Below are 22477 nucleotides of genomic sequence, written 5' to 3' on the forward strand. Positions count from 1 at the left end.
CGCGGCTGTGTATCCGCTGTGTGTCAGCGCCGGCCGGCGCGGGAGTTGGGGCAAAATGGCGAGCCTGACCAGCACCGCAAGCCGAACACACCGAACATGACCAGGACGATCGAACTGACGCCCGCCGGCCCGCGCGATGCGGCGCTGGTCGCCTCGCTCCACGCGCGCAGCTGGCAGCACGCCTACCGCGGCGTGCTGCCGGACGGCTATCTGGAGCAGGAAGCCCCGGCCCAGCGCCTGCGCACCTGGCGGGCGCGGCTGGTCGATGGCGCCGAGGCGCCGCTGGAAGTCACGCTGGCGCGCGTGGACGGCGAGCCGGCCGGCTTCTCCTGCCTGCAGCCGCACGCCGAGCCGGAGTTCGGCATCTACCTGGATAACCTGCATGTGATGCCGCAGTGGCACGGAATGGGCGTGGGCAAGCGCCTGTTCGCCGCGTGCGTGCGCCGCGCCATCGCCGGCTGGCCCGGGCAGCCGCTGTTTCTCTACGTGCTGGACGCCAACGTGCAGGCGCGCGGGTTCTACCGGCGGCTGGACGGCATCGAGGGCGAGCCGTTCGACGACCCGTTCCCGGGCGCGGACCTCATGGTGGCCGTGCGCCGCGTCAGCTGGAACGACCTGGACGCCCTGCTCGCGCGGCTGGGCGGCTAGGCCGCCGGTGCGCCGGCCGGGGCGGACGGGTCGGACGCGCCCGCCCCGGCCGCCCCGGCGGCCGCATGCGGCGCGGCGGCCCCGGCGGCGGCCGGGTCCAGCCAGCCGATGATGGGCTGCCACTGCTCCCAGTCGCGCGCCACCCGCGACGGCGCCACGTCCCACAGGGTCAGGCCGTGCGCGGCCAGTTGCACGTAGTTCTGCGTGTCGCGCAGGAAGCCCAGCACCGGCAGCCCCAGCCCCGCCACGAAGCGCTGCAACTGCTCCGCCGCGCGCGTGCGCAGGTCCACCCGCATGCCGATCACGCCCACCGCCACGTCGCCGTGGCGCACGCGCTTGTCGTCGGCCAGGCGGGCCAGGAAATCCTGGGTGGCGAGGATATCGAACATGGAGGGCTGCAGCGGCACCACCACGCGGTGGGCCAGCTTCATCACGTCGTTGAAGCGCCAGCCGTGCAGGCCGGCCGGGGTGTCCAGCACCACGTGGGTGGTGCCCTTGGGCGGCCGGGCGATATGGTCCGAGCTGATTTCCCAGGTGGCGATCGCGGGCGCCGTGGGCGGGCGCAGGCCCAGCCACGCGCGCGAGGATTGCTGGCGGTCCGTGTCGCCCAGCATCACCGCGTGGCCGGCGCGGGCAAAATAGCCGGCCAGGTTGGTGGCCAGCGTGGTCTTGCCTACGCCGCCCTTGGGATTGGCGATCACGACTACGGGCATTTCGGGGACTCTCCGCTAGCGGTTTCCAGGGCGGCCGCGGGCGCGCGCCGCATCGGCTCCTGCCGCCCGGGACATCGACGTTGCCGGCCCCCGGCGGCGCGGGCCCGCGTGCGAGTTTAGCAGTTGGCGGCGGCTGCGTGACTGCCGCCGGCGGGCGCTTGCAGCGGCGCCAGCAGCGCTTGCAGGTCGAGGTGGGCGGCCAGCGTATCGGCCAGGCGCTCCAGCGAGGCCTCGCGCAGCGCGGCCAGGTCCACGCCTTCGGCCCGCGCCAGCCCGGCCCAGCGCAGCAGCGCGCCGCAGGCGGCCGGCTGGTCGAACAGGCCGTGCACGTAGGAAGCCAGCACCTGGCCGTCCTCCGACAGCGCGCCGTCCACGCGCCCGCCGTCGAGCCACAGCGCCGGCCGCGCCAGCGCCGGGCCGGTGGTCACGCCCATGTGGATCTCGTAGCCCTGCACCGCGGCATCTGCGGCATCTGCGGCCGCCAGCGCCAGGCGCCCGGCCACCACCCGCAATTGCTTGTGGGGCGCCAGCTCGGTGCCGTAGTCGAGCAGGCCGAGGCCGTCGCTGCCGCCGGGCGGGCCTTCGTAGCCGGCCGGGTCTTCCACGCGCCGGCCCAGCATCTGCATGCCGCCGCAGATGCCGATCACCTTGCCGCCGTAGCGCAGGTGGCGCCGCAGCGCCGCCTCCCAGCCGTTGGCGCGCAAAAAGGCCAGGTCGGCGCGCACGCTCTTGCTGCCGGGCAGCACGATCAGGTCCGCCGGCGGAATCGGCATGCCGGGGCCGACGAAGCGCAGGTCCACCTGCGGATGGGCGCGCAGCGCGTCGAAATCGGTGTGGTTGGAAATGCGCGGCAGCACCGGCACGATCACGCGCAGCAGTTCGCCCCGCTTGGCCGCCTGCGCGCCGACGATGGCGTCCTCGGCGTCCAGGTGCAGGCCGTGCAGGTAGGGCAGCACGCCCAGCACCGGCTTGCCGGTGCGCGCCTCCAGCCAGTCCAGGCCGGGCTCGAGCAGGGCGATGTCGCCGCGGAAGCGGTTGATGACGAAGCCCTTCACGCGCGCGCGCTCGGAGTCCGACAGGCAGTCGAGGGTGCCCACCAGGTGCGCGAACACGCCGCCGCGGTCGATGTCGGCCACCAGCACCACCGGGCAGTCCACCGCCTCGGCAAAGCCCATGTTGGCGATGTCGCGGTCGCGCAGGTTGATCTCCGCCGGACTGCCGGCGCCCTCCACCAGCACCACCGCGTAGGCGTCCGCCAGGCGCCGGTGCGACGCCAGCACCGCCTGCATCGCCACCGGCTTGTAGGCGTGGTAGTCGCGCGCGCTCAGGTCCATGCGGGCCTGGCCGTGGATGATGACCTGCGCGCCGGTATCGCTGCTGGGCTTGAGCAGCACGGGATTCATGTCGGTGTGCGGCGCCAGCCCGGCGGCCTGCGCCTGCAGGGCCTGGGCGCGGCCGATCTCGCCGCCGTCGGCGGTAACCGCGCTGTTGAGCGCCATGTTCTGCGGCTTGAACGGCGCCACGCGCACGCCGGCGCGCGCCAGCAGGCGGCACAGGCCCGCCACCAGCGTGCTCTTGCCCGCGTCGGAGGTCGTGCCCTGCACCATCAAGGTACCGCGCAAGCCACCCGGCAGCGTGCCGGGACCGGCTTTGGAGAGAGGATTTTGCATCGCGGAATTATCGCACCCGCGCCGGGCCGGCCGGCCTCATCGCGAGCGTGCGGACCCCGGATGCGCCCGCTACAATACCCGGATGACTCCGGCCCATGCCTCCGCCACCGCCACCGAGCCCGCCGCCACTGCCACCGCCGCGCCGCAAGGCGAACGTGCGCCCCACGCCGCCGCGGCACCGCACGCTGCCGCCGCCGGCGGGCCGGCGCGGCAGCTCACGCTGGTGCTGGGCGGCGCGCGCTCGGGCAAGAGCCACTTTGCCGAGCAGCTCGCCGCCGACCATGCCGCGGCCACCGGCGGCCCGGTCACCTATATCGCCACCGCGCGCCACGACGACGACAGCGCCGACGAGGAAATGCAGCTGCGCATCGCGCTGCACCGCGCCCGCCGCCCGGTCGAGTGGGGCCTGGTCGAGGCGCCGCTGCACCTGGCCGACGCGCTCTACGCCAATGCCACCCGCGACGGCTGCGTCCTGGTCGACTGCGTCACGCTGTGGCTCAACAACCTGATCTTCCTCGACGCGCGCAGCTATCCCGAGCACGGCCTGGTGACGCCGCCGGCCGAGTTCACCGAGGAAATCGACGCGCTGCTGGCCGCGCTGCCCACCCTGCCCGGCCACGTGATCCTGGTCTCCAACGAGGTCGGCTTCGGCGTGGTGCCGATGGGCGCCATCACCCGCTTCTACGTCGACGAGCTGGGCCGCCTCAACCAGAAGCTGGCCGCCGCCGCGGACCGCGTGCGGCTGGTGGTCGCCGGCATTCCCGTCAGCGTCAAGGGCGCCGATCCGGCGTGCTGATGCTGTCCGCGCTTTTCGACTGGCCCGCCTGCGTGGCGGCGGCCGTGGCCGGCGTGCTGCTGGACCAGTGGCTGGGCGAGCCGCGCCGCTGGCATCCGCTGGTGGGCTTCGGCAACCTCGCCGCCGCGCTCGAGCGGCGCGTCAACCGCGGCGGCGCGCCGCTGCGCCAGCGCATCGCCGGCATCGGCGCGTGGCTGCTGATGGTGCTGGTGCCCGCTGCGCTGGCCGCCCTGCTGGTGCAGGCGGCCGCGCACCTGAGCGTGGCGCTGGCCTGGCTGCTGCAGGCACTGGCGCTGTACGCCGCGCTCGGCGCGCGCAGCCTGCACCAGCACATCGCGCCGATCGCCGCCGCGCTGGCGCGCGGCGACCTTGCCGAAGCGCGCCGCCTGACCGCGCGCATCGTCTCGCGCGACACCGCCGACGCGGACGGCGAGGCGGTGGCCCGCGCCGCCTGCGAGTCCGCGCTGGAAAACGGCAACGACGCCGTGTTCGGCGCCCTGTTCTGGTTCCTGGTCGGCGGCGCGCCGGCCGTGGTCGCCTTCCGCCTGGCCAACACGCTCGACGCGATGTGGGGCTACCGCACGCCGCGCCTCGTGTATTTCGGCTGGGCCGCGGCGCGGCTGGACGACCTGCTCAACCTGGTTCCCGCGCGCCTGACCGCGCTGTCGTACGCGCTGCTCGGCCACACCGCGCAGGCGCTGCGCTGCTGGCGCGCGCAGGCGCCGGCCTGGTCCAGCCCCAACGCGGGCCCGGTCATGGCCGCCGGCGCCGGCGCGGTGGGCGTGGCGCTGGGCGGCCCCGCGCGCTACCACGGCGAGTGGGAAGACCGCCCGTCGCTGGGCGCGGGCGTGGCCCCCGGCAGCGCCGAGGTACGGGCCTGCCTGCGGCTGGTGCGGCGCACCTTGTGGCTATGGCTGGCCCTTGCCGCCGCCAGCGCCATCCTCCTTCATTTCTTGCCCGCATGACCATGCCCATCCGCCACGGCGGCGACCTGCTCGCCGCCGAGCGCCGCTACGGCCGGCCCGCCGCCGGCTGGCTCGACCTCTCCACCGGCATCAACCCCGACGGCTATCCGGTCCCCGCCCTGCCCGCCGACGCGTGGCAGCGCCTGCCGCAGGACGACGACGGCCTCGCCGCGCTGGCCGCGCAAGCCTACGGCGCCGCGCACGCGCTGCCGGTAGCCGGCTCGCAGGCCGCCATCCGCGCGCTGCCGCTGCTGCTGCGGCCGGGCCGCACGGGCGTGGCGGCGCAGGGCTACAGCGAATACGCGCCCGCCTTCGCGCGCGCCGGGCATGAGGTGGTGGCGCTGGCCGAAGCGGATTTCGCGCGGCCGGACCTGCCCGCGCGGCTCGACCACCTCGTGGTGGTCAACCCCAACAACCCCACCGCGCGCACGCTGGCGCCGGACACGCTGCTGCGCTGGCACGCGCAACTGGCCGCGCGCGGCGGCACGCTGCTGCTCGACGAAGCGTTCATGGACTGCACGCCCGCGCTGTCGCTGGCGGCGCATGCGCACCGGCCCGGGCTGGCGGTGTTGCGCTCGCTCGGCAAGTTCTACGGGCTGGCCGGCGTGCGCTGCGGTTTCGTGCTGGCCGAACCGGCCCTGCTCGAGGCGCTGGCCGCGCATCTCGGCCACTGGACCGTGGCCGGCCCGGCGCGCGCGGTGGCGCGCCTGGCGCTGGCCGACACGGCCTGGCAGGATGCCGCGCGCGAACGGCTGCAGCGATCCGGCGAGCGCCTCGCGGCGCTGCTGCGCGCGCACGGGCTGGCGCCCGCAAGCCATCCGCTGTTCAGCTGGATCCCGCATGCCGGCGCCGCGCAGCTGCACGATGCGCTGGCGCGGCAAGGCGTGTGGACGCGGCTGTTCGACGCGCCCGGCGGCGACGCGCCGCCGAGCCTGCGCCTGGGATTGCCGCCGGCGCCGGCCGAAGCCTGGCAGCGGCTCGACGCCGCGCTGGCCAGTGCTTGCGGCCACTCATCCAATCCCACCCACGCATAAGCCGCACATGAGCCGCCCGCCGATGATCCGCGCCCTGCTTCCCCTCTCCGCCCTGCTTGGCTGCGCCCTGTGCGCCGGCGCCCACGCCGCCGTCTCGGCGGTCGACGACACCGGCCAGACCGTCACGCTGGAGCAGCCCGCGCGGCGCGTGATCTCGCTGGCGCCGCACGTCACCGAACTGCTGTTCGCGGCCGGCGGCGGCGAGCGCATCGTCGGCACCGTGAGCTACAGCGACTATCCGCCGCAGGCGCGCGAGATCCCGCGCGTGGGCGACAACAAGGCGCTCGACCTCGAACGCATCGCCGCGCTCAAGCCGGACCTGATCGTGGTGTGGCGCCATGGCAATGCGCAGAAGCAGACCGACCGCCTGCGCGCGCTCGGCCTGCCGCTGTTCTTCAGCGAGCCGCGCAAGCTCGACGGCATCCCCGGCAATATCGAGCGGCTGGGCGCGCTGATGGGCACCGGGCCCGCCGCCGGGGCCGCCGCGGCGAACTTCCGCCGGCAGATCGACAAGCTGCGCCAGACCTACGCCGCGCGCGCGCCGGTGACGGTGTTCTACCAGGTCTGGCAGCAGCCGCTGATGACGCTCAACGGCCAGCACCTGATCAGCGACGTGCTGGCGCTGTGCGGCGGGCGCAACCTGTTCGCCAGCGAATCGCTGCTGGTGCCGACGGTCTCGGTGGAGTCGGTGGTGGCCGGCAATCCCGAAGTCATGATGACCGCCAGCATGGGCGCCACGCGCGCCGACCGCCCGCTGCCCGACTTCGCCATGTGGGAGCGCTGGAAGCAGGTCACGGCGGTGGCGCGCGACAACCTGTACGCGATCGACGGCGACCTCGTCAACCGCGCCGGGCCGCGCCTGGCGCGCGGGGCGGAGATCATCTGCAAGGACCTCGACGAAGCGCGCGCCAGGCGGCCCGCGCAGTAGCGCCGGGGGCGGATCGTCAGATCCGGTTCCACCAGCGCAGCCGCGCCGCGCCGCCGCCCAGCGCGAAGCGGCAACTGGCGCCGAACGCCAGCTCCCAGCCGAGCGTGGTGGCCAGCGGCACGCCGAGCCAGTGCGCGGCCAGCATGCGCATCGGGCCGGCGTGCGTGACCGCCCAGACGCAGTCGGGCGAATCCGCCGGCAGCGCATCGGCCCAGGCCGCCACGCGCGCCATGGCCGCGGCCGCGCTCTCGCCGCCATGCGGGGCCGCGTGCAGCAGGTCGGCCGCCCAGGCATCCAGGTCCGCGCGCGGCACCGCGTCCCAGGCCTGCCCTTCCCAGTTGCCGAAATCCAGCTCGCGCAGGCGCGCGTCGGGCTCGGGCACGAGCGCATGGCCCGCGGCCAGCAGCGCGGCGGTCGCCTGCGCGCGCCGCAGCGTGCTGCACAGGATGCGCTGCGGCACCAGCCCGTCGAGCGCCGCCAGCATGCGCGCCGGCGCGGGCGAGACGGGCTCGTCCAGCGCGAGGTCGAGCGCGCCGTAGCACAGGCCCGCCGCCACCTGCGGCTGCGCGTGGCGGATCAGGACCAGGTCCATGCCGCCGCCACCAGGTAGACCAGCAGTTCGGCCAGTTGCTGCGCCATGCCGAGGCAGTCGCCGGTATAGCCGCCGATGCGCCGCACGAAATAGCGGCCCAGCAGCCAGCGCAGCGCCAGCAGCGCGGCCAGCACCGCCGCGGCAAACCCGGGCGACACCAGCAGCAGCGGCAGCGCGCCGCACAGCAGCGCGAACGCCAGCCCGAAGCCGGACAGGCGCTGCGCCACCGGCCGGGCCTTGCCTTCGGGGCGCACGTAGTCGAGCGTGGCGAGATAGCTCACCGCCATGGCGCGGCTGGCGCCGTGCGCGGCCACCAGCACCAGCAGCAGGTCCGCGGTGCCGCCGCGCATGGCGATGGCCAGCAGCAGCTGCCACTTGAGCAGCAGCGCCACCACCAGCGCGATGGCGCCGAACGCGCCGATGCGCGAGTCGTGCATGATGCGCAGCACGTCCTCGGGCCGGTAGCCGCCGCCGAAGGCGTCCACGCAGTCGGCCAGGCCGTCTTCGTGGAAGGCGCCGGTGGCCAGCAGCGTCGCCGCCATGCCGAGCAGCAGCGCCACGCCGGGCGGCCACCACTGCAGCGCGCCCCAGCTCGCCAGCGCGCCGAGCGTGCCCACCAGCAGGCCCACCAGCGGGAAATAGCGCGCCGCCGCGTTCAGGTAGTGCGGCGCGAAACCGACCCAGCGCGGCACCGGCACCCGCGTGAAGTAGCCGACCGCGGTGAGGAAGTAGCGAAGTTCGTCGAGCATGGGCCGGTGCGGGAGGGGGCTGAAAGAGAAGAAAGCGATCCGCGCAGTCTACGCCGACGCCGTGCTGACGCCGGCGCCGCCGAAGGTGGCCATTTCGCGCAGGAAGGCGGCGGCGGACACCAGCAGCGGGTAGGCCAGCGCGGCGCCGGTACCCTCGCCCAGGCGCAGGTCCAGCGCCAGCAGCGGCTCGGCGCCGAACTGCGCGAGCAGCCTGCGGTGGCCGTGCTCGTGCGAGCAATGCGAGAACACGCAGTAGTCGAGCACCGCGGGATCGAGGCGCTGCGCCACCAGCAGCGCGGCCGAGGCGATGAAGCCGTCCACCACGATCACCATGCGGCTGGCCGCCGCGGCCAGGAAGGCGCCGGCCATCATGGCGACCTCGAAGCCGCCGAACGCGGCCAATGCGTCGAGCGGCTCCACGGCATCCGCGTGCAGGTCCAGCGCCTGCGCCAGCACCGCGCGCTTGCGCGCCAGGCCGCTATCGTCCAGCCCGGTGCCGCGGCCGATGCATTCGTCGAGCGGCGTGCCGGTGAGCCGGCTCATCAGGCAGGCGGCCGACGAGGTATTGGCGATGCCCATCTCGCCGAAGGCGATCGCGTTGGTGCCCTGCTGCGCGTGGCGCAGCACGCGCGCCATGCCGGCGGTGAGCGCCGCCTCGGCCTGCTCCGCGCTCATCGCGCGCTCCCGCGCGAAGTTGTGCGTGCCGGCGGCGATGCGGCAGTTGACCAGCCCCGGCGCGGCCGGCAGCGGCGCGCGCACGCCGGCGTCCACCACCTCCAGCGCCAGCCCGTGCTGGCGCGCGAACACGTTGATGGCGGCGCCGCCGCCGAGGAAGTTGAGCACCATCTGCGCCGTCACCTCGGCCGGATAGGCGCTCACGCCGGCATCGGCGATGCCGTGGTCGGCGGCGAACACGATCACCGCCGGGCGCCGGAGCGCGGGCGCGGTGCTGCCGGTAATTAGGCCGATCTGCAAGGCCAGCGACTCGAGCCGGCCGAGCGCGCCGAGCGGCTTGGTCTTGGCATCGATGGCGGCCTGCAGCGCCGGGCGGAGGGAGGCATCGAGCGGGGCGATGGCGGGAAACTGCATGATGTCCGAATACTCGTAGTCGTTCTGGAGTCGCGTGGCGCGAGCTTACATCTCGATGCCGCGCTGGGCCTTGATGCCCTGCTTGAATGCGTGCTTGACCGGCGTCATCTCGGTCACCGTGTCGGCCGCGTCGATCAGCGCCTGCGGCGCGCCGCGGCCGGTGATCACCACGTGCTGCATCGGCGGGCGCGCGCGCAGGTCGGCGATCACGGTGTCCACGTCGAGGTAGTGCAGCTTGAGCGCGATATTGAGCTCGTCCAGCAGCACCAGGTCGACGGCCGGATCGCGCAGCAGGCCGCGCGCCACTTCCCAGGCGGCCTCGGCCTTGGCCACGTCGCGCGCGCGGTCCTGGGTCTCCCAGGTATAGCCTTCGCCCATCACGTGGAACGCGCACTGGTCCGGGAAGCGGCGCAGGAACATCTCCTCGCCGCTCGGGATCGCGCCCTTGATGAACTGCACCACGGCGGCCTGCATGCCGTGGCCGAGCGCGCGCACCACCATGCCGAAGCCGGAGCTGGACTTGCCCTTGCCGTTGCCGGTGGTGATGACGATCACGCCGCGCTCGTCCTGCGCGGCGGCGATCTTGGCGTCGACCACGTCCTTCTTGCGCGCCATGCGCGCCTTGTGGCGCTCGTCGCGTCCGGCGTCTTGCGGCGTGGGAGCGGTGCTGGATTGGGGTTCTGTCATGATGAAGCTCCGTCTTGTTCGGTAGGTCCGCCCGGTTGCGGATGAAAGGCGCCGTGCGCGATCAGCGCGGTGTGCCGGCCGTCGCTGACGCTGACGATGGGCGTGCGCAGCGCGTGCGAGCAGTGCGCCGGGGTGAGGACGTCGGCAGCCGGGCCGTGCAGGCACAGGCCGTCCTCGGCCAGCAGCAGCGCGTGGGTGGCGTAGCGGCGCGCCAGGTTGAGGTCGTGCAGGATCACGACGACGGCATGGCGGCCGGCGCGCGCAAGTCCCGCCATCGTGTCCAGCACCATGATCTGGTGGCGCAGGTCGAGGTGGGCGGCCGGCTCGTCGAGCAGCAGCAGCGGCGCCTGCTGCGCCAGCGTGGCGGCCAGCGAAACGCGCTGGCGCTCGCCGCCGGACAGGGTCAGCACGTCGCGCGCGGCGAGCGCGTCGAGATCGAGTTCGCGCATCACGGCGGCCACGATGGCATCATCCTCGCGGCGCGCCCAGCCCCAGCCGGACAGGTGCGGGTGCCGCCCCACCGCGACCGCGTCGCGCACGCTCATCGAGAAGGTATCGCTCACCGCCTGCGGCAGGTAGGCGCGCTGCAGCGCCAGCGCGCCCGGAGCGATCTCCGGCGGCGCGCGGCCGTCGAGCAGCACCGCGCCGCCGTCCGGCTTGCGCAGCCCGGCCAGCACCGACATCAGCGTGGACTTGCCGACGCCGTTGGGGCCGACGATGCACCATAGCTGGCCGGCCTGCACGGACAGGGTCAGGCCGTCGAGCAGCGTGCGCGCGCCGGCGCGCAGCTGCAGGGCCTGCAGCGCCAGCACGGGGCAGTTCGAGGCGGGTTCGTTCCAGCTTGGCATCGGCATCAGCGCGGCCTGCGCAGCAACAGGAAGAGAAAGGTCGGCACGCCGAGCAGCGCGGTGATCACGCCCACCGGCAACTGCGCCGGCGCGATCACGGTGCGCGCCGCCAGGTCGGCCGCCATCAGCAGCGCGCCGCCCAGCAGCGCCGAGGCCGGCAGCAGCAGGCGCTGGTCGTTGCCCCATGCCAGCCGCACCAGGTGCGGCACCACCAGCCCGACGAAGCCGATCGAGCCGGCCGAGGTGATGGCCACCGCGATCGCCACCGAGGCCAGCACGAACACCGACACGCGCACCGCGCCCACGTGCACGCCCAGCGCCTGCGCCACGGTCTCGCCCATCAGCATGGCATTGAGCGAGCGCGCCAGCGGCATGGCCAGCAGCACGGCCAGCACCAGCGCGCCGAGCGCCACGCCGTAGCTGGCGGTGCCGCCGAGATCGCCGGTCAGCCAGAACAGCATGCCGCGCAGGCGCGCCTCGGGCGCCACGCTCAGGATCAGCGTGATCAGCGCGCCCCAGCCCGCGGCCAGGATCACGCCGGTCAGCAGCAGGCGCGAGCCGGCCTCGTGGTGGCCGCCCTGCACCTGCGGATGCAGCAGGTCGCGCCGCGCCAGCGTGGCCACCAGCACCATCGAGAACAGCGCGCCGCCGGCGGCGCCGGCCTGCACCATCCACAGCGGCCACATCATCAGCATGGCGCCCAGCGCGCCGGTGGCGGCGCCGCCGGACACGCCCAGCACGTAGGGCTCGGCCAGCGGATTGCGCAGCAGCACCTGCATCAGCGCGCCGGTCAGCGCCAGCAGGCCGCCGCAGGCGAACGCCGCCACCGCGCGCGGCAGGCGCAGCTCGCGCACGATGGCGCTGGCGGTGTCGGCCGTGCCGGCACCGCCGCCGGCGAGCGCATGCCACACCTGCGCGGCGGTCAGCGGCACGCTGCCCACCGCCAGCGACAGCAGGAACACCGCCGCGCCGGCGGCGGCGAGCATCAGCCAGACGGCGAGCGCGCGCCGCATCTCAGGCCGCCGCCATCAGCGCTGGCGCCAGCCCAGCGTGACAAAGCCGGCGCGCCCCTGCGTGTTGTAGGGATAGGCGAGCTGGTAGTTCTTGTCGAACAGGTTTTCCACGCGGGCGGCGATGAACCATTGCTTGTCGATGTTGTAGCGGGCGTTGAGGTTGACGATACCGTATCCGCCCAGCGTGCGCGAGCCGCTGTCCAGGCGCGCCGACGAAACGATCCACTCGCCGCCGAGGCGGAAGTCGCCGAACTGGCGGCCCACGTCGAAGGCGGCATGGCGGCGCGCGCGGCGCAGCAGTTGGGTGTTGCTCTGCTCGTCGAGCGGATTCTGGAAGGTCACGCTGGCGCCCACGTCGGTGCCCAGCAGGCGGGCGCGCCACGAGGCCTCGATGCCCTGCACCCTGGCCTTGGCGACGTTCTGCGCCAGGTACAGGCCGCCGGGCTGCGGCGCCGAGACGATCAGGTTGTCGTAGCGGGTCTCGAACGCGGTCACGCGCAGCAGGCCGGCGCCGTCGGTGCTGTACTGCGCGCCCAGCTCGACCGACCTGGCGCGTTCGGGCTGGATGCCGGGCTGGCCGTAGCCGGGGTAGTACAGCTCGTTGAAAGTGGGCGCGCGGAAGGCATTGCTGGCATTGGCGATCAGCTTGAACGCCTCGGTCAGGTTATAGCCGTAGCCGGCGAAATAGCTGGCCTGGCTGCCGAAGTCCGAGTAGTGGTCGTTGCGCACGTTGAGCTGCAACTGGTGCTTGCCCAGGCGGCCGTCGTAGCCGCCGAACACCGAGGCGATATTGCGCACCGGCGTGGTGTACGAACTGGAATCCAGCTCCTGCTGCGCGTACTCGGCGCCGAACAGCAGCGTGTGGGCGGGCGCCAGCGCGTATTCGTTCTGCCAGGTGTATTGGCGGTTGCGCGTGTTGAAGCGGCTGTCGAACAGGCCGTTCCTGGTGGTGGTGCTGCGGTCTTCGCTCTGCGCCACCTTGAAATGCGTGCTCCAGTCCCGGCCCAGCTTGCCGTTAACGAAACCCGATACCGTGTAGAGCTCGCTGTTCATCCACCAGACGTCGGTGGGCTTGCCCGAGGTGCTGTCGTAGGACAGCTTGCTCTTGGAGTAGTAGGCCGTGACGCCCGCGTCCCAGTCGCTGGTGAAGCGGTGCTTGACCTGGCCCGAGATGCTCTTGTTGTCGTAGGGATTGTCGTTGGGGTTGGCCTTGGGCTGCTGCTGGGTGTTGACGGCGGAGAAGCCGTCGGTCTTGAAGACCGAGCCGGTGACGTTGAACGAGGTGTCGCCGACCTGGCCGCCGTAGCCCACCGTGGCCTGGCGCGTATTGTTGCTGCCGTACTCGATCTGCGCGTTGGCGGTGGGCGGCTGGCCCGCGCCGGTCTTGGTGAAGATCTGCACCACGCCGCCGATCGCGTCCGAGCCGTAGAGCGCCGACACGTTGCCGCGCACCACTTCGATGTGGTCGATCTGGTCGGGCAGGATGTTGGCCAGCTGCGCCGTGCCGCTGCTGGCCGACGAGACGCGCACGCCGTCGATCAGGATCAGGGTCTGGTTGCCGTTGGCGCCGCGCATGAACAGCGTGGTATTGGCGCCCATGCCGCCGTTGGCGGCGAACTCCACGCCGGCCTGCGAGCGCAGCAGCGTGCGCAGGTCGGGCGCCTGCGAGTTGACGATGTCCTGCTGCGTCACCACGGTGGTGTGCGGCAGCGCCTCGGTCAGCGCCTGCGCGGTGCGGGTGGCGGTCACCACCACGGGGTCGAGCTGCGCCGCGGCGGGTTGCGCAGCCGCGGCCGGGGCGGCCGGCTGTGGCGCGGAGGCCGGTGCGGGCTCGGCTTCGGGCGCCGGCTGCGCATGGGCAAGGCCGTGCGCGCCGGCGGCGAGCAGGGCGAGCAGGCCGGCGGACCACGACCGCAAGACGGAAACGGGAGCGCGCGCGGAAACGGAAGCGGAAACAGGAGCAGACTGGCGGAACGCCGGCAATGCCGGTCGGCTCGGCCGGGAAGACGATGAGCGCATGATGCGAAGAGGGAGAGAGCAGCCTGGTCCGTTCCCCCGCGGACCGTCTGGCGACGAAGCGCGCCACGCATCCGGTGGAAGGCGGCGCACTCTCGTCCAGGCCGGTATCCGGGCTGGCGACACCAGTCCGACCGCCTTCCCGGACCTTGCGGTCCAGTGGCTGATGGGTCGGCCTTGCGATGCTTCCGATCGCGGTCGCTTACCGTTGCGGGGGCAGCACAGGTTGGCCCGGCACGCGCCCTGGCGGCGGCGGCTGGCTCCCTGTTTCCCGTTGAACTGCAACCCTGTAGTGAACAGGATTGCGAGCACCTGGAACGTGCGCGAGTGTAGGCAGTTTCACGGCGAGCGTCAATGACGCCCGCAAGTACCCCGGCGCCGCGCCAAAACGCGTGGAAGCAGGCAAAAAAGCGCCGCAGCGGCGCCGGTTGGGCGACGTTGCATGCAACTTCGGCGCGCTGGCCCGGTCACACCGGGCTGCTTTCACGTCTGCGCGCGGAGCGCTTGGGCTAAAATCCCAGAACCCGAGACCCTAGATATGACAGGCTCTATGCTCACAGAACTCGAACAACTCGCCGCCAAGATCGGGCGCGTGCTGCACCACGCCGATACCCTGGCAGCGGAGAACCAGCGCCTGCGCGAGGAGATCGAACGCCTGCAGGCCGAAGCCAGCCAGCTGCGCGGCGACCGCGAGGCCATGGCGGCCGACCGCGAGTTGCTCAATATCAAGATCGAGGAAGCGCAGCTGCGCATCCAGTCGATCCTCGACAAGCTCCCCACCGCAAGCGACGCGCGCCAGCTCGACCTGCTGGGCGAGGGCGACACGGCTGGCCGCGCCGCGAGCGCCCAGGGCGCCCGCACCGCCGACAGCGCCCATGTCAAGGCACCCGGAGAAAACGCATGAGCAACAAGCAAGTCGAAGTCAGCATCGCGGGCCAGTCCTACCGCTTTGCCATCGCGCCGGACAACGAGGCCGCGCTGCTGGAGGCCGTCGCCCTGGTGGACGACCAGATGACCCGCCTCAAGAGCGGCGTCTCGGCCAAGGGCGTGGAGCGCGTGGCGGTAATGGCGGCCATCAGCATTGCCTCGGACCTGCTCTCGCTCAAGCGCAAGCAGCAGGAAGACGGCGCGATCCCGGTGGACGCCGTGCGCGCGCGCATCCGCGAGCTCAACGAGCGCGCCGACGAAGCGCTGCGCCAGTATGCCCACGTGGGCACCAACACGCCGGCGCCGCGCGGCTGAAGGCGCGCGCCGCGCGGCGCGGTGCCCCGCACGGCACAGTTGTGGCGGCAGCATGACCGCGGTGTGCCCGAGGTGCCGCGCGCGTCGGCAAAATGTAACGGCCCGGCACGGCGGGCTTGGTATGAAATGCCCGGCGGTGTATAGTGGAGCCAAGTCGCGCCAAGCCACATAGTCGCGACACCAAAGGTCGGGTTATCGTGCCTGGCCGCCGTTTTCATCCCATCCAAGTTAGAAACGGCAAACGTCTGACAGTCTGCGGAAGTGGTTGGTCCTGCGGCGAACAAAGTCAGACGTTTGACAGTTTCCCTGCCTGGTTCGTCAGGATCATATTCCTTGAACCGATAAGCATTTGTTGGTGCGGGACAATGCCGTGTGGGCGAGCGCGTCGCTTGGTTCAAAGTCTGCAGTCGGGACTCCCTGAGTCAGTGATGTACCCAAAATACGGCTTCCGCAGCCACTCTGAACCTCACTTGGGTTCAGGATGCCGATCCAGCGGCCGAGGCGGGGACCCCCTAAAAGGGCGGTGGTTTCAGACCACCGCCCTTTTTCCTTTTGCGCGGCATTTTTCCTGCACTGCGTTTTCCTGCGCCGCACGCATTCCCGTGCCGCGCGTATGCAGTGCCTGCTTGCGCGCCACGCCTGCGCTTCGTTTGCGCGCCGCCGACGCGCCTGCGCCCACCTTGAGTCCACGGTTTTCTTTTGGCCGGGCTTGCTGCACCATAGCGCTGTCGCCAACGCCACTCCGCCATGAGCCAACACGCCAATGAGCCGCTCCTCGCAAGCCACTGCCGCTGACCGGGCCCGCCAGTACTGGCTGATGAAATCGGAACCGGACGAGGCCAGCATCGACACCCTCGCCGAGCGCGGCACCCTGCCCTGGACCGGCGTGCGCAACTACCAGGCGCGCAATTTCATGCGCGACGCCATGCGCATCGGCGACGGCGTGCTGTTCTATCACTCGTCGTGTCCGCAGCCCGGCATCGCCGGCCTGGCCGAGGTCTGCTCGCAGCCCTATCCCGATCCCACCCAGTTCGACCCCGAGAGCGATTACTACGACGCCGCGGCCAGGCCCGACGCGCCGCGCTGGATGCTGGTCGACGTGCGTTATGTCGCCAAGGGTCCGCTGATCTCGCTGGCGGACCTGCGCGCGCACGAGGAACTGGCCGACATGGCCGTGCTACGGCGCGGCAACCGCCTGTCCATCACGCCGGTGACGCCGGCCGAATGGCGCTTCATCACCACGCGGCTGATGGGCTGACCTGCGCGCCGCCCCCGCGCGCCCTTCCCCGGCGCATCGACGCCAGCCACATCCACCACACCGATGAGGTCGATTCCCGTTCCATGAATGTCTCCCTGATTCCCGGGCTGCTGCTGCTCGGCGCCTTCACCGGCTTCTGCGCCGGCCTGCTCGGCGTCGGCGGCGGCATGCTGATGGTGCCCTTCCTCACGCTGCTGTTCACCTACATGGCCTTCCCGCACGAGGCCATCATCCACATGGCGATCGCCACCTCGATGGCCACCATCCTGTTCACCTCGCTGTCCTCGGTGCGCGCCCACCACCAGCGCGGCATGGTGCGCTGGAAGCTGGTGCTCGCGCTGGCGCCCGGCATCCTCGCCGCCGGCCTGATCGGCGGCGGCAAGGTCTTCGCCGCGCTCAAGACCGGCGGGCTGTCGCTGCTGTTCGCGGTGTTCGTCGGCTTTTCGGCCTGGCAGATGCTGCGCAACCGCAGGCCCGCGCCGCACCGCCAGCTGCCCGCCACGCCGGGCATGCTCGGCGCGGGCGGCGTGATCGGGTTCCTGTCCAGCCTGGTGGGCGCCGGCGGGGGCTTTGTCTCGGTGCCGTTCATGACCTGGTGCAACGTGCCCATCCACAATGCCGTGGCCACCTCGGCCGCGCTCGGTTTTCCCATCGCGGCGGCCAGCGTGACCGGCTACGTGTGGAGCGGACTGGACCAGGCCGGGCTGCCGGCGGGCTCGCTCGGCTATATCTACCTGCCCGCGCTGGCGGTGATCGCGCTGGCCAGCGTGCTGACCGCGCCGCTGGGCGCGCGCACGGCGCACCGCCTGGACGTGGCGCAACTGAAGAAGGCCTTCGCGTGCCTGCTGTTCTGCCTGTCGGCCTACATGCTGTGGAAGGCCTGGCAGGCGTTCTAGCGCGGGGCGCCGGAAACATGTGGATACAACGTTGTCGCCGCGTATCGGAACAATCACTTGCGCGGCGCGTCTGACACGCATCGTTTTAACGGGAGAAACCATGAAAAAACTGCTTGCCGCCACGCTGCTGGGCACCACCGCCATGATCGCTTCCGCGCAGGGCGGCGGCCCGGCCCGCGACGCCGCGCCCGCCGGCGTGCTGTCGCTGTCGGCCCAGGCCGCGACCGACGTCCCCACCGACGTGGTCCACCTGACGCTGGCCGCCGAGCAGGAAGGCGCCGAACCGGGCGCGATCTCGTCGGCGCTGTCGGCCAAGGCGCAGGAAGTGATCGCGCAGGCCAAGCGCACCAGCGGCGTCCAGGCCGAATCGGGCGGCTTCACCATCAACCCGTCCACCGACCGCAACGGCCGCATCAGCACCTGGCGCGGGCGCGCCGAGGTGATCCTGCAATCGCGCGATTTCACCGCGGTATCCCGGCTGGCCGGCCAGCTGGCCAGCCAGATGCAGGTGCAGAACATCGCCTTTTCGCTCTCGCGCGAAGCACGCCAGGCAGCCGAAGCCAGGCTCACGGAACAGGCCGTGGCGTCGTTCCGCGGCAAGGCCGACACCACCACCAAGCTGTTCGGCTACAGCAGCTACGCGATCCGCGAAGTGCAGGTCAACGAGATCGGCGCGGTGCAGCCGATGCCGCGCATGTACGCGGCCAAGGCCATGATGTCGGACGCGGCGCCGGTGCCGGTCGAGGGCGGCAAGGCCCAGGTCACGGTGACGGTGAGCGGCTCGGTGCAGATGCTGAAGTAAGCCGCGCCACGCGCGCCAGGATGCGCGCGTAGTCCTCCGGCGTATCCATGTCGGTGGTGAAGCGGTCGTGGCCGGCCTCGTGGACGAAGACGTCGTCCGGGTGGTCGGCGATCAGCTTGCGGCAGCCCGGGTTGACGTGCCCGGCCACGACCTCCGCGGCATAGCTGGCCGAGAACGCCACCGGGTTGCCGCGCTGGCCCGCGTGCACGGGCACCACGATCGCGCCGCGCGGCATCGCCGCGAACGCGCGCAGCAGCTCCAGGTAGTCGGCCGCTTCCAGCAGGACCTGGTCGGCCAGGCACACCAGCACCACGCTGCACGGCATGCGCAGCGCCGCCACGCCGGCCGCCACCGAAGTCATCTGCCCTTCCTCGTAGCGCGGGTTCGGCTGGAAATCGACCGGCAGGCCAGCGAGCGCGCCGATCACCTCGCGGCCCTTGTGCCCCGTCACCACCACGATCTCCTGCGGCCGCGCCGCCAGCAAGGCGCGCACGGTGCGCCGCACCGCCGGCTCGCCGTCCAGCGGCAGCAGCAGCTTGTGCTGCCCGCCCATGCGCGACGACATGCCGGCGGCCAGCACCACCGCGGAGAAGGCCGGCAACGCCGCGTCCGCCGGCGCACTCAGATGGTCGCTCACGTGGTCTCCCGCACGCCGCGCGCCGCCGGCAGGTATTTGTCCGGCTCGCGCTCGAACTCCACCTTGCAGCCGTCGCAGCAGAAATACACGCGCTGCCCGCCATGCTCGATCACATGCCTGGCCGAGGCGATGTCGACCGCCATGCCGCACACCGGGTTGACGTAGCGCGCAGCCGGCGCGGGCGCGGCCGGCGCCATCGATTCGCACGGCAGCACCACCGGCAGCGCGTCCGCATGCTCGGCCGGCGCCTGCGCGGCCCGTTCTTCCTCCATCTGCCGGCGCAGCGCCACCAGCCCGGCCACCGCGCCGAGCGCGATTTCCTGCGGCGTGCGCGCGTGGATATGCGGGCCGGCCGGCGCGTGCAGCGCGGCCAGCCGCTGCGGCGCGATGCCGCGCCGGTGCATGGCCTCGCGCAGCGTCTGCGCCTTGCGCTGGCTCGCCACCAGCAGCACCGCCGCGGCCGGGCCGCGCAGCGCGGCTTCCAGCGCGTCCTCGTCGGCGTCGCCCTGGGTGGCCACCAGCACCAGCCGCGGCGCCAGCGCGGCGAGCGCGGCCGCGTCGTAGCCTTCGACCACCTGGCGCAGGCCGAGCGCGGCCAGCGGTACCGTCACGCTGGCCGCGGCCGCCACGGCGAAGCCCATGCGCTGCGCCAGCACGCAGGCCTCCAGCGCGGTGGGCGTGGCGCCCAGCACCAGGGCCAGCGGCGGCGGCAAGGTCGGCTGGATGAACAGCTCCAGCGTGCCGTTGCTCGCGCACGGCATGGCGTGCATCTCGACGCCGTCCTCGGCCGCCGCGGGCGCGTTGCTGATGCGCAGCAGCTTGGGGGCGCCGGTGCGGATCGCCTCCAGCGCGGCCTGGATCACGATGGCGCGCGAGCAGCCGCCGCCGACCCAGCCGTGCAGTGCGCCGTCCTCCTCCAGCAGCGCCTGCGCGCCCACCCAGGCCGAGGTGGGCGGCTGCGCGCGGATCACGGTGACCACGGCGAACGGGCGCAGCGCCTCGGTCAGCCGCTGCTCGCGCTGCAGCAGCGCTTCGCCGCCGGTGGCATCCGCGGCGGCGCCGGTGGCGGTGTCCGCGGTGGGGTCTATGGTTGCGTGGTTCATGGCAGGGTCCGGAACGTCGTTTACTGCAATACCGACAGCACTTGCGGCAGCACCTGCCGCAGGCTCGCCAGGTCGCGCGCGCCAGCCAGCAGGTCGAGGTACGGCAGCGCCGCCGACATGCCCGCGCTGGCCGGCGTGAAGCCGGGCTGGCCCATCAGCGGGTTGAGCCAGACCAGCCGGCGGCAGCGCCGCCGCATCTTGTGCAGGGCCTCCTGCAGCAGGCCGGGCTCGCCCGCGTCGTAGCCGTCGCTGACGATCACCACCGCCGTGCGCGAATGCAGCAGCGCCGCGCCGTGGCGGCGGTTGAACGCATCCAGGCTCTCGCCGATGCGCGTGCCGCCGGCCCAGCCCGCCGACAGCAGCGCCAGGCGTTCCTGCGAGCGCCACGGGTCGGGGTCGCGCAGCGCCTGCCCCACGTTCGCCAGCGCGGTGTGGAAGATGAAGCAGTGCACGTCGGCCAGCCGCGCGCTCAGCACGCGCGCCAGGCGCAGGAAGAAAAAGCTGTACAGGCTCATCGAGCGGCTCACGTCGAGCAGCAGCACGATGCGCGGGCGCTGCCGCCGGCGCTGCCGCCACGCCAGCTCCAGCGGCTGGCCGCCGCGCGGCACGCTGCGCCGGATGGTGGCGGCCATGTCGATCAGGCGGCCCGACGCCGCGCTGCGCTCGCGCCGCGTCTGCACGCCGCGCAGCCGCTGCGCGAAGCGCCGGATCGCGTCGTCGATGGCGAACAGCGCGTCGGGCTGGTTGAGATGGCGGAAATCCGCGTGCGCCAGCGAGTCCGCCGCGCTGGCGCCGCGCGCCGCCGCGCTGCCCTGCGCGGCCAGCCCGTCCGCCTCGGGGCCGGCGCTGGCCAGCGCGGTGCCTTCGCTGTCGTCGCGCGGCCCGGCCTCGCGCCGCGGCTCGAGGCGCCCGGCGCCGCTGGCCTGCGCCGGCGCCAGCGCGCGCCGGTTGGGCCGCTGGAAGTAGGCATCGAACAAGGCGTCGAAGCGGCGCCATTCCTCGGCGCGCGAGCACAGCAGCGCGCGCAGGCTCCAGCGCAGCAGTTCGCTGTCGAGCTGGCCCATGCGCCGCGCCACCTCCATCGAGGCCGCCATGTCCTCGCTCGCCACGCGAAAGCCGTTGGCGCGCAGCCAGCCCGCGAAGCCGGTGTAGCGCGACACCAGCCGCGCCGCCAGATCCGCTTCGGGAGCGCGCTGCGCGGCGCCGGGCAGCGCGCTCAGCATGCGGCCGCCAGTTTTTCGACGACCGGGCGCGTCAGCCCGGCCAGGTCCGCGCGCGTCTTCACCAGCGCGGACAGCGAATCCATGATCTGCTCGGCGCCGCCCGGGTCGAGCGCGCTCACGCCCAGGCGCAGCAGGGCCGAGGCCCAGTCCAGCGTCTCGGCCAGCCCGGGGCGCTTCTGCATGTCCATCTGCCTCACCGCCTGCACGAACTCCACGATCTGCCGCGCCAGCGCCTCGGGCACGTCCGGCACCTGCATGCGCACGATCAGCAGTTCCTTGTCGAAGCCCGGGTAGTCCACGTACTGGTAGAGGCAGCGGCGGCGCAGCGCGTCGGAGATCTCGCGCGTGCCGTTGGAGGTGAGCACCACGTAGGGCCGCTCGGCCGCGCGGATCACGCCCAGCTCGGGGATCGACATCTGGAAGTCCGACAGCAGCTCCAGCAGGTAAGCCTCGAACGCTTCGTCGGTGCGGTCGATCTCGTCGATCAGCAGCACCGGCGCCGGCGTGGCGGTAATGGCGTCGAGCAGCGGGCGCTTGAGCAGGTAGCGCTCGGAGAAGATGTCCTGCTCCTTGTCGGCCACCGGGCGCGGGTCCTGCTCCAGCAGCTTGATCGCCAGCAACTGGTGCTGGTAGTTCCACTCGTAGAGCGCCGAATGGGCGTCCAGCCCTTCGTAGCATTGCAGGCGGATCAGGCGCGTGGCGAGCAGCCGCGCCAGCGCCTTGGCCACCTCGGTCTTGCCCACGCCGGCCTCGCCTTCGAGCAGCAGCGGGCGGCGCATCTCGAGCGTCAGCAGCATGGTGGCGGCGAAGCTGCGTTCGGCGATGTAGCCATGCTGCTCCAGGCGCTGCTGCAGCGCCACCACGTCCGGCATGCGGTCGGTGGGCATGGCGCCGGCTCCTCCGTCAGGTGGCCTTGTGCGAGAAGATCCCGCGCAGCCAGTCGCGCAGCACCGCCCACGCCAGCGCAAGGCCGTTGAGCTCCGCGCGCGGCGGCGGCGGCGCGGCCGGGGCCGCCGCGGAGGCCGCCGCCGGCGCGCCGTCGCCGGCAGGCGCCGCCGCCTCCTGCGCGGGCGCCGGCGGCGCCTGCCGCGACTGCGCCAGCGCGTCGAAGTTGGCCGCGAACTGCTTGAGGATCTGGTCGGCCACGGTGTTCATCATGCGCCCGCCGAACGCGGCCGCCTTGCCGCTCATGGTCACCTCGCTCCTGCCGGACAGCGCGCAGGCCGCGCCGCTGCCCTGCACGGTCGCCAGCAGGTCCATCGACGCGCCCGAGGTGCCGGTCGAGTCCGCGCCCTTGCCGGCCAGGTGCAGGCTGCGCGCGGCCGGGTCGAGGCCCAGCACTTCGATGTCGCCCTTGAACGACATCGTGGCCGGGCCGAGCCGCACGACGATGGTGCCCTTGTAGTGCGTGTCGTCCACGCGCTCGGTGATGGTGGCGCCCGGCATGCAGCCGGCCACCGCGGCGATGTCCTGCAGCGACTGCCAGGCCGCGTCGGCGCCGGCGGCGAGAGGGAATACCTTTTCGAGCACGACTTTCATCAGCTTGTCCTCGCAGGCTTGCGCGCCGC

Annotated in this window: 25 protein-coding genes, 1 other RNA gene and 1 riboswitch; of the genes, 11 read left to right on the forward strand and 15 right to left on the reverse strand. The window is 72.6% G+C overall.

Annotated features, from left to right (window positions below):
* Positions 1–96: 96 nt before the first annotated feature.
* Positions 97–648: a GNAT family N-acetyltransferase gene (locus tag ACKI2N_RS15000; protein ID WP_420993442.1), complete on the forward strand. Its 552-nt coding sequence runs from the start codon at positions 97–99 to the stop codon at positions 646–648.
* Here the strand turns inward: ACKI2N_RS15000 and ACKI2N_RS15005 are convergent.
* Positions 645–1361, reverse strand: coding sequence for an AAA family ATPase (locus ACKI2N_RS15005; protein ID WP_420993443.1), 717 nt, complete (start codon positions 1359–1361; stop codon positions 645–647). The genes ACKI2N_RS15000 and ACKI2N_RS15005 overlap by 4 nt on opposite strands.
* Positions 1362–1477: 116 nt before the next feature.
* Positions 1478–3031: a cobyric acid synthase gene (locus ACKI2N_RS15010; protein ID WP_420993444.1), complete on the reverse strand. Its 1554-nt coding sequence runs from the start codon at positions 3029–3031 to the stop codon at positions 1478–1480.
* Positions 3032–3113: 82 nt separating this feature from the next.
* Between ACKI2N_RS15010 and cobU the strand changes: the two genes are divergently transcribed.
* The 4 genes from cobU to ACKI2N_RS15030 are packed head-to-tail and all read left to right on the forward strand — an operon-like array spanning position 3114 to position 6754.
* A complete protein-coding gene (gene cobU / locus ACKI2N_RS15015) occupies positions 3114–3827 on the forward strand; it encodes a bifunctional adenosylcobinamide kinase/adenosylcobinamide-phosphate guanylyltransferase (RefSeq protein WP_420993445.1) in 714 nt (237 codons plus the stop codon).
* Positions 3827–4792, forward strand: coding sequence for an adenosylcobinamide-phosphate synthase CbiB (cbiB, locus tag ACKI2N_RS15020; protein WP_420993446.1), 966 nt, complete (start codon positions 3827–3829; stop codon positions 4790–4792). Before cobU ends, cbiB begins: the two co-directional genes overlap by 1 nt.
* Complete coding sequence (gene cobD / locus ACKI2N_RS15025) at positions 4789–5826, forward strand: threonine-phosphate decarboxylase CobD (protein WP_420993447.1); 1038 nt, start codon at positions 4789–4791, stop codon at positions 5824–5826. The genes cbiB and cobD overlap by 4 nt, the downstream gene beginning before the upstream one ends.
* A 22-nt stretch (positions 5827–5848) precedes the next feature.
* Complete coding sequence (locus ACKI2N_RS15030; RefSeq protein ID WP_420993472.1) at positions 5849–6754, forward strand: cobalamin-binding protein; 906 nt, start codon at positions 5849–5851, stop codon at positions 6752–6754.
* A 16-nt stretch (positions 6755–6770) separates the two neighbouring features.
* On the opposite strand, the gene cobC is transcribed toward ACKI2N_RS15030, so the two are convergent.
* Genes cobC through ACKI2N_RS15065 form a run of 7 tightly spaced genes read right to left on the reverse strand, consistent with a single transcriptional unit; the run spans position 6771 to position 13751 of the window.
* A complete protein-coding gene (gene cobC / locus ACKI2N_RS15035; RefSeq protein WP_420993448.1) occupies positions 6771–7346 on the reverse strand; it encodes an alpha-ribazole phosphatase in 576 nt (191 codons plus the stop codon).
* Positions 7331–8095, reverse strand: coding sequence for an adenosylcobinamide-GDP ribazoletransferase (locus ACKI2N_RS15040; protein WP_420993449.1), 765 nt, complete (start codon positions 8093–8095; stop codon positions 7331–7333). Before ACKI2N_RS15040 ends, cobC begins: the two co-directional genes overlap by 16 nt.
* Positions 8096–8143: 48 nt before the next feature.
* Complete coding sequence (gene cobT, locus ACKI2N_RS15045) at positions 8144–9184, reverse strand: nicotinate-nucleotide--dimethylbenzimidazole phosphoribosyltransferase (RefSeq protein WP_420993450.1); 1041 nt, start codon at positions 9182–9184, stop codon at positions 8144–8146.
* 45 nt (positions 9185–9229) lie between these two features.
* Positions 9230–9871 (reverse strand): cob(I)yrinic acid a,c-diamide adenosyltransferase, encoded by a 642-nt coding sequence (gene cobO / locus ACKI2N_RS15050; RefSeq protein WP_420993451.1) that lies wholly within the window; start codon positions 9869–9871, stop codon positions 9230–9232.
* Positions 9868–10719, reverse strand: a complete 852-nt coding sequence (locus ACKI2N_RS15055; protein ID WP_420993452.1) for an ABC transporter ATP-binding protein — start codon at positions 10717–10719, stop codon at positions 9868–9870. Before ACKI2N_RS15055 ends, cobO begins: the two co-directional genes overlap by 4 nt.
* Before the next feature lie 5 nt (positions 10720–10724).
* A complete protein-coding gene (locus ACKI2N_RS15060; RefSeq protein WP_420993453.1) occupies positions 10725–11732 on the reverse strand; it encodes a FecCD family ABC transporter permease in 1008 nt (335 codons plus the stop codon).
* 15 nt (positions 11733–11747) lie between these two features.
* Entirely contained in the window at positions 11748–13751 is a 2004-nt protein-coding gene (locus tag ACKI2N_RS15065; RefSeq protein WP_420993454.1) for a TonB-dependent receptor plug domain-containing protein, read from the reverse strand.
* A gap of 82 nt (positions 13752–13833) precedes the next feature.
* Positions 13834–14080: riboswitch (cobalamin riboswitch) on the reverse strand.
* 218 nt (positions 14081–14298) lie between these two features.
* On the opposite strand from ACKI2N_RS15065, the gene ACKI2N_RS15070 reads away from it, so the two are divergent.
* From ACKI2N_RS15070 to ssrS, 3 genes are all read left to right on the forward strand, one after another.
* Positions 14299–14652: a hypothetical protein gene (locus tag ACKI2N_RS15070; RefSeq protein ID WP_420993455.1), complete on the forward strand. Its 354-nt coding sequence runs from the start codon at positions 14299–14301 to the stop codon at positions 14650–14652.
* Complete coding sequence (locus ACKI2N_RS15075; RefSeq protein WP_420993456.1) at positions 14649–14990, forward strand: cell division protein ZapA; 342 nt, start codon at positions 14649–14651, stop codon at positions 14988–14990. The genes ACKI2N_RS15070 and ACKI2N_RS15075 overlap by 4 nt, the downstream gene beginning before the upstream one ends.
* A gap of 300 nt (positions 14991–15290) precedes the next feature.
* Positions 15291–15502: non-coding RNA, 6S RNA (gene ssrS / locus ACKI2N_RS15080), on the forward strand.
* A gap of 17 nt (positions 15503–15519) precedes the next feature.
* On the opposite strand, the gene ACKI2N_RS15085 is transcribed toward ssrS, so the two are convergent.
* A complete protein-coding gene (locus ACKI2N_RS15085) occupies positions 15520–15711 on the reverse strand; it encodes a hypothetical protein (protein WP_420993457.1) in 192 nt (63 codons plus the stop codon).
* Positions 15712–15753: 42 nt separating this feature from the next.
* Between ACKI2N_RS15085 and ACKI2N_RS15090 the strand changes: the two genes are divergently transcribed.
* From ACKI2N_RS15090 to ACKI2N_RS15100, 3 genes are all read left to right on the forward strand, one after another.
* Positions 15754–16248 (forward strand): EVE domain-containing protein, encoded by a 495-nt coding sequence (locus ACKI2N_RS15090; RefSeq protein WP_420993458.1) that lies wholly within the window; start codon positions 15754–15756, stop codon positions 16246–16248.
* An 83-nt stretch (positions 16249–16331) separates the two neighbouring features.
* Positions 16332–17144: a sulfite exporter TauE/SafE family protein gene (locus ACKI2N_RS15095; RefSeq protein ID WP_420993459.1), complete on the forward strand. Its 813-nt coding sequence runs from the start codon at positions 16332–16334 to the stop codon at positions 17142–17144.
* Positions 17145–17244: 100 nt separating this feature from the next.
* Positions 17245–17946, forward strand: a complete 702-nt coding sequence (locus tag ACKI2N_RS15100; RefSeq protein WP_420993460.1) for an SIMPL domain-containing protein — start codon at positions 17245–17247, stop codon at positions 17944–17946.
* On the opposite strand, the gene ACKI2N_RS15105 is transcribed toward ACKI2N_RS15100, so the two are convergent.
* The 5 genes from ACKI2N_RS15105 to ACKI2N_RS15125 are packed head-to-tail and all read right to left on the reverse strand — an operon-like array spanning position 17906 to position 22448.
* The gene (locus ACKI2N_RS15105) at positions 17906–18583 is read right to left on the reverse strand and encodes a nucleotidyltransferase family protein (protein ID WP_420993461.1); all 678 of its coding nucleotides are present in this window, start codon (positions 18581–18583) and stop codon (positions 17906–17908) included. The genes ACKI2N_RS15100 and ACKI2N_RS15105 overlap by 41 nt on opposite strands.
* Positions 18580–19686, reverse strand: coding sequence for an XdhC family protein (locus ACKI2N_RS15110; RefSeq protein ID WP_420993462.1), 1107 nt, complete (start codon positions 19684–19686; stop codon positions 18580–18582). The genes ACKI2N_RS15105 and ACKI2N_RS15110 overlap by 4 nt, the downstream gene beginning before the upstream one ends.
* Positions 19687–19706: 20 nt before the next feature.
* Entirely contained in the window at positions 19707–20909 is a 1203-nt protein-coding gene (locus ACKI2N_RS15115; RefSeq protein ID WP_426989886.1) for a vWA domain-containing protein, read from the reverse strand.
* Positions 20903–21796 (reverse strand): AAA family ATPase, encoded by an 894-nt coding sequence (locus tag ACKI2N_RS15120; protein ID WP_420993464.1) that lies wholly within the window; start codon positions 21794–21796, stop codon positions 20903–20905. The genes ACKI2N_RS15115 and ACKI2N_RS15120 overlap by 7 nt, the downstream gene beginning before the upstream one ends.
* Before the next feature lie 16 nt (positions 21797–21812).
* Positions 21813–22448, reverse strand: coding sequence for an SRPBCC family protein (locus ACKI2N_RS15125; protein ID WP_426989888.1), 636 nt, complete (start codon positions 22446–22448; stop codon positions 21813–21815).
* Positions 22449–22477: the final 29 nt, after the last annotated feature.

The organism is Cupriavidus sp. 30B13, assembly GCF_049059565.2.
In the GTDB taxonomy this organism is placed as follows: Bacteria; Pseudomonadota; Gammaproteobacteria; order Burkholderiales; family Burkholderiaceae; genus Cupriavidus.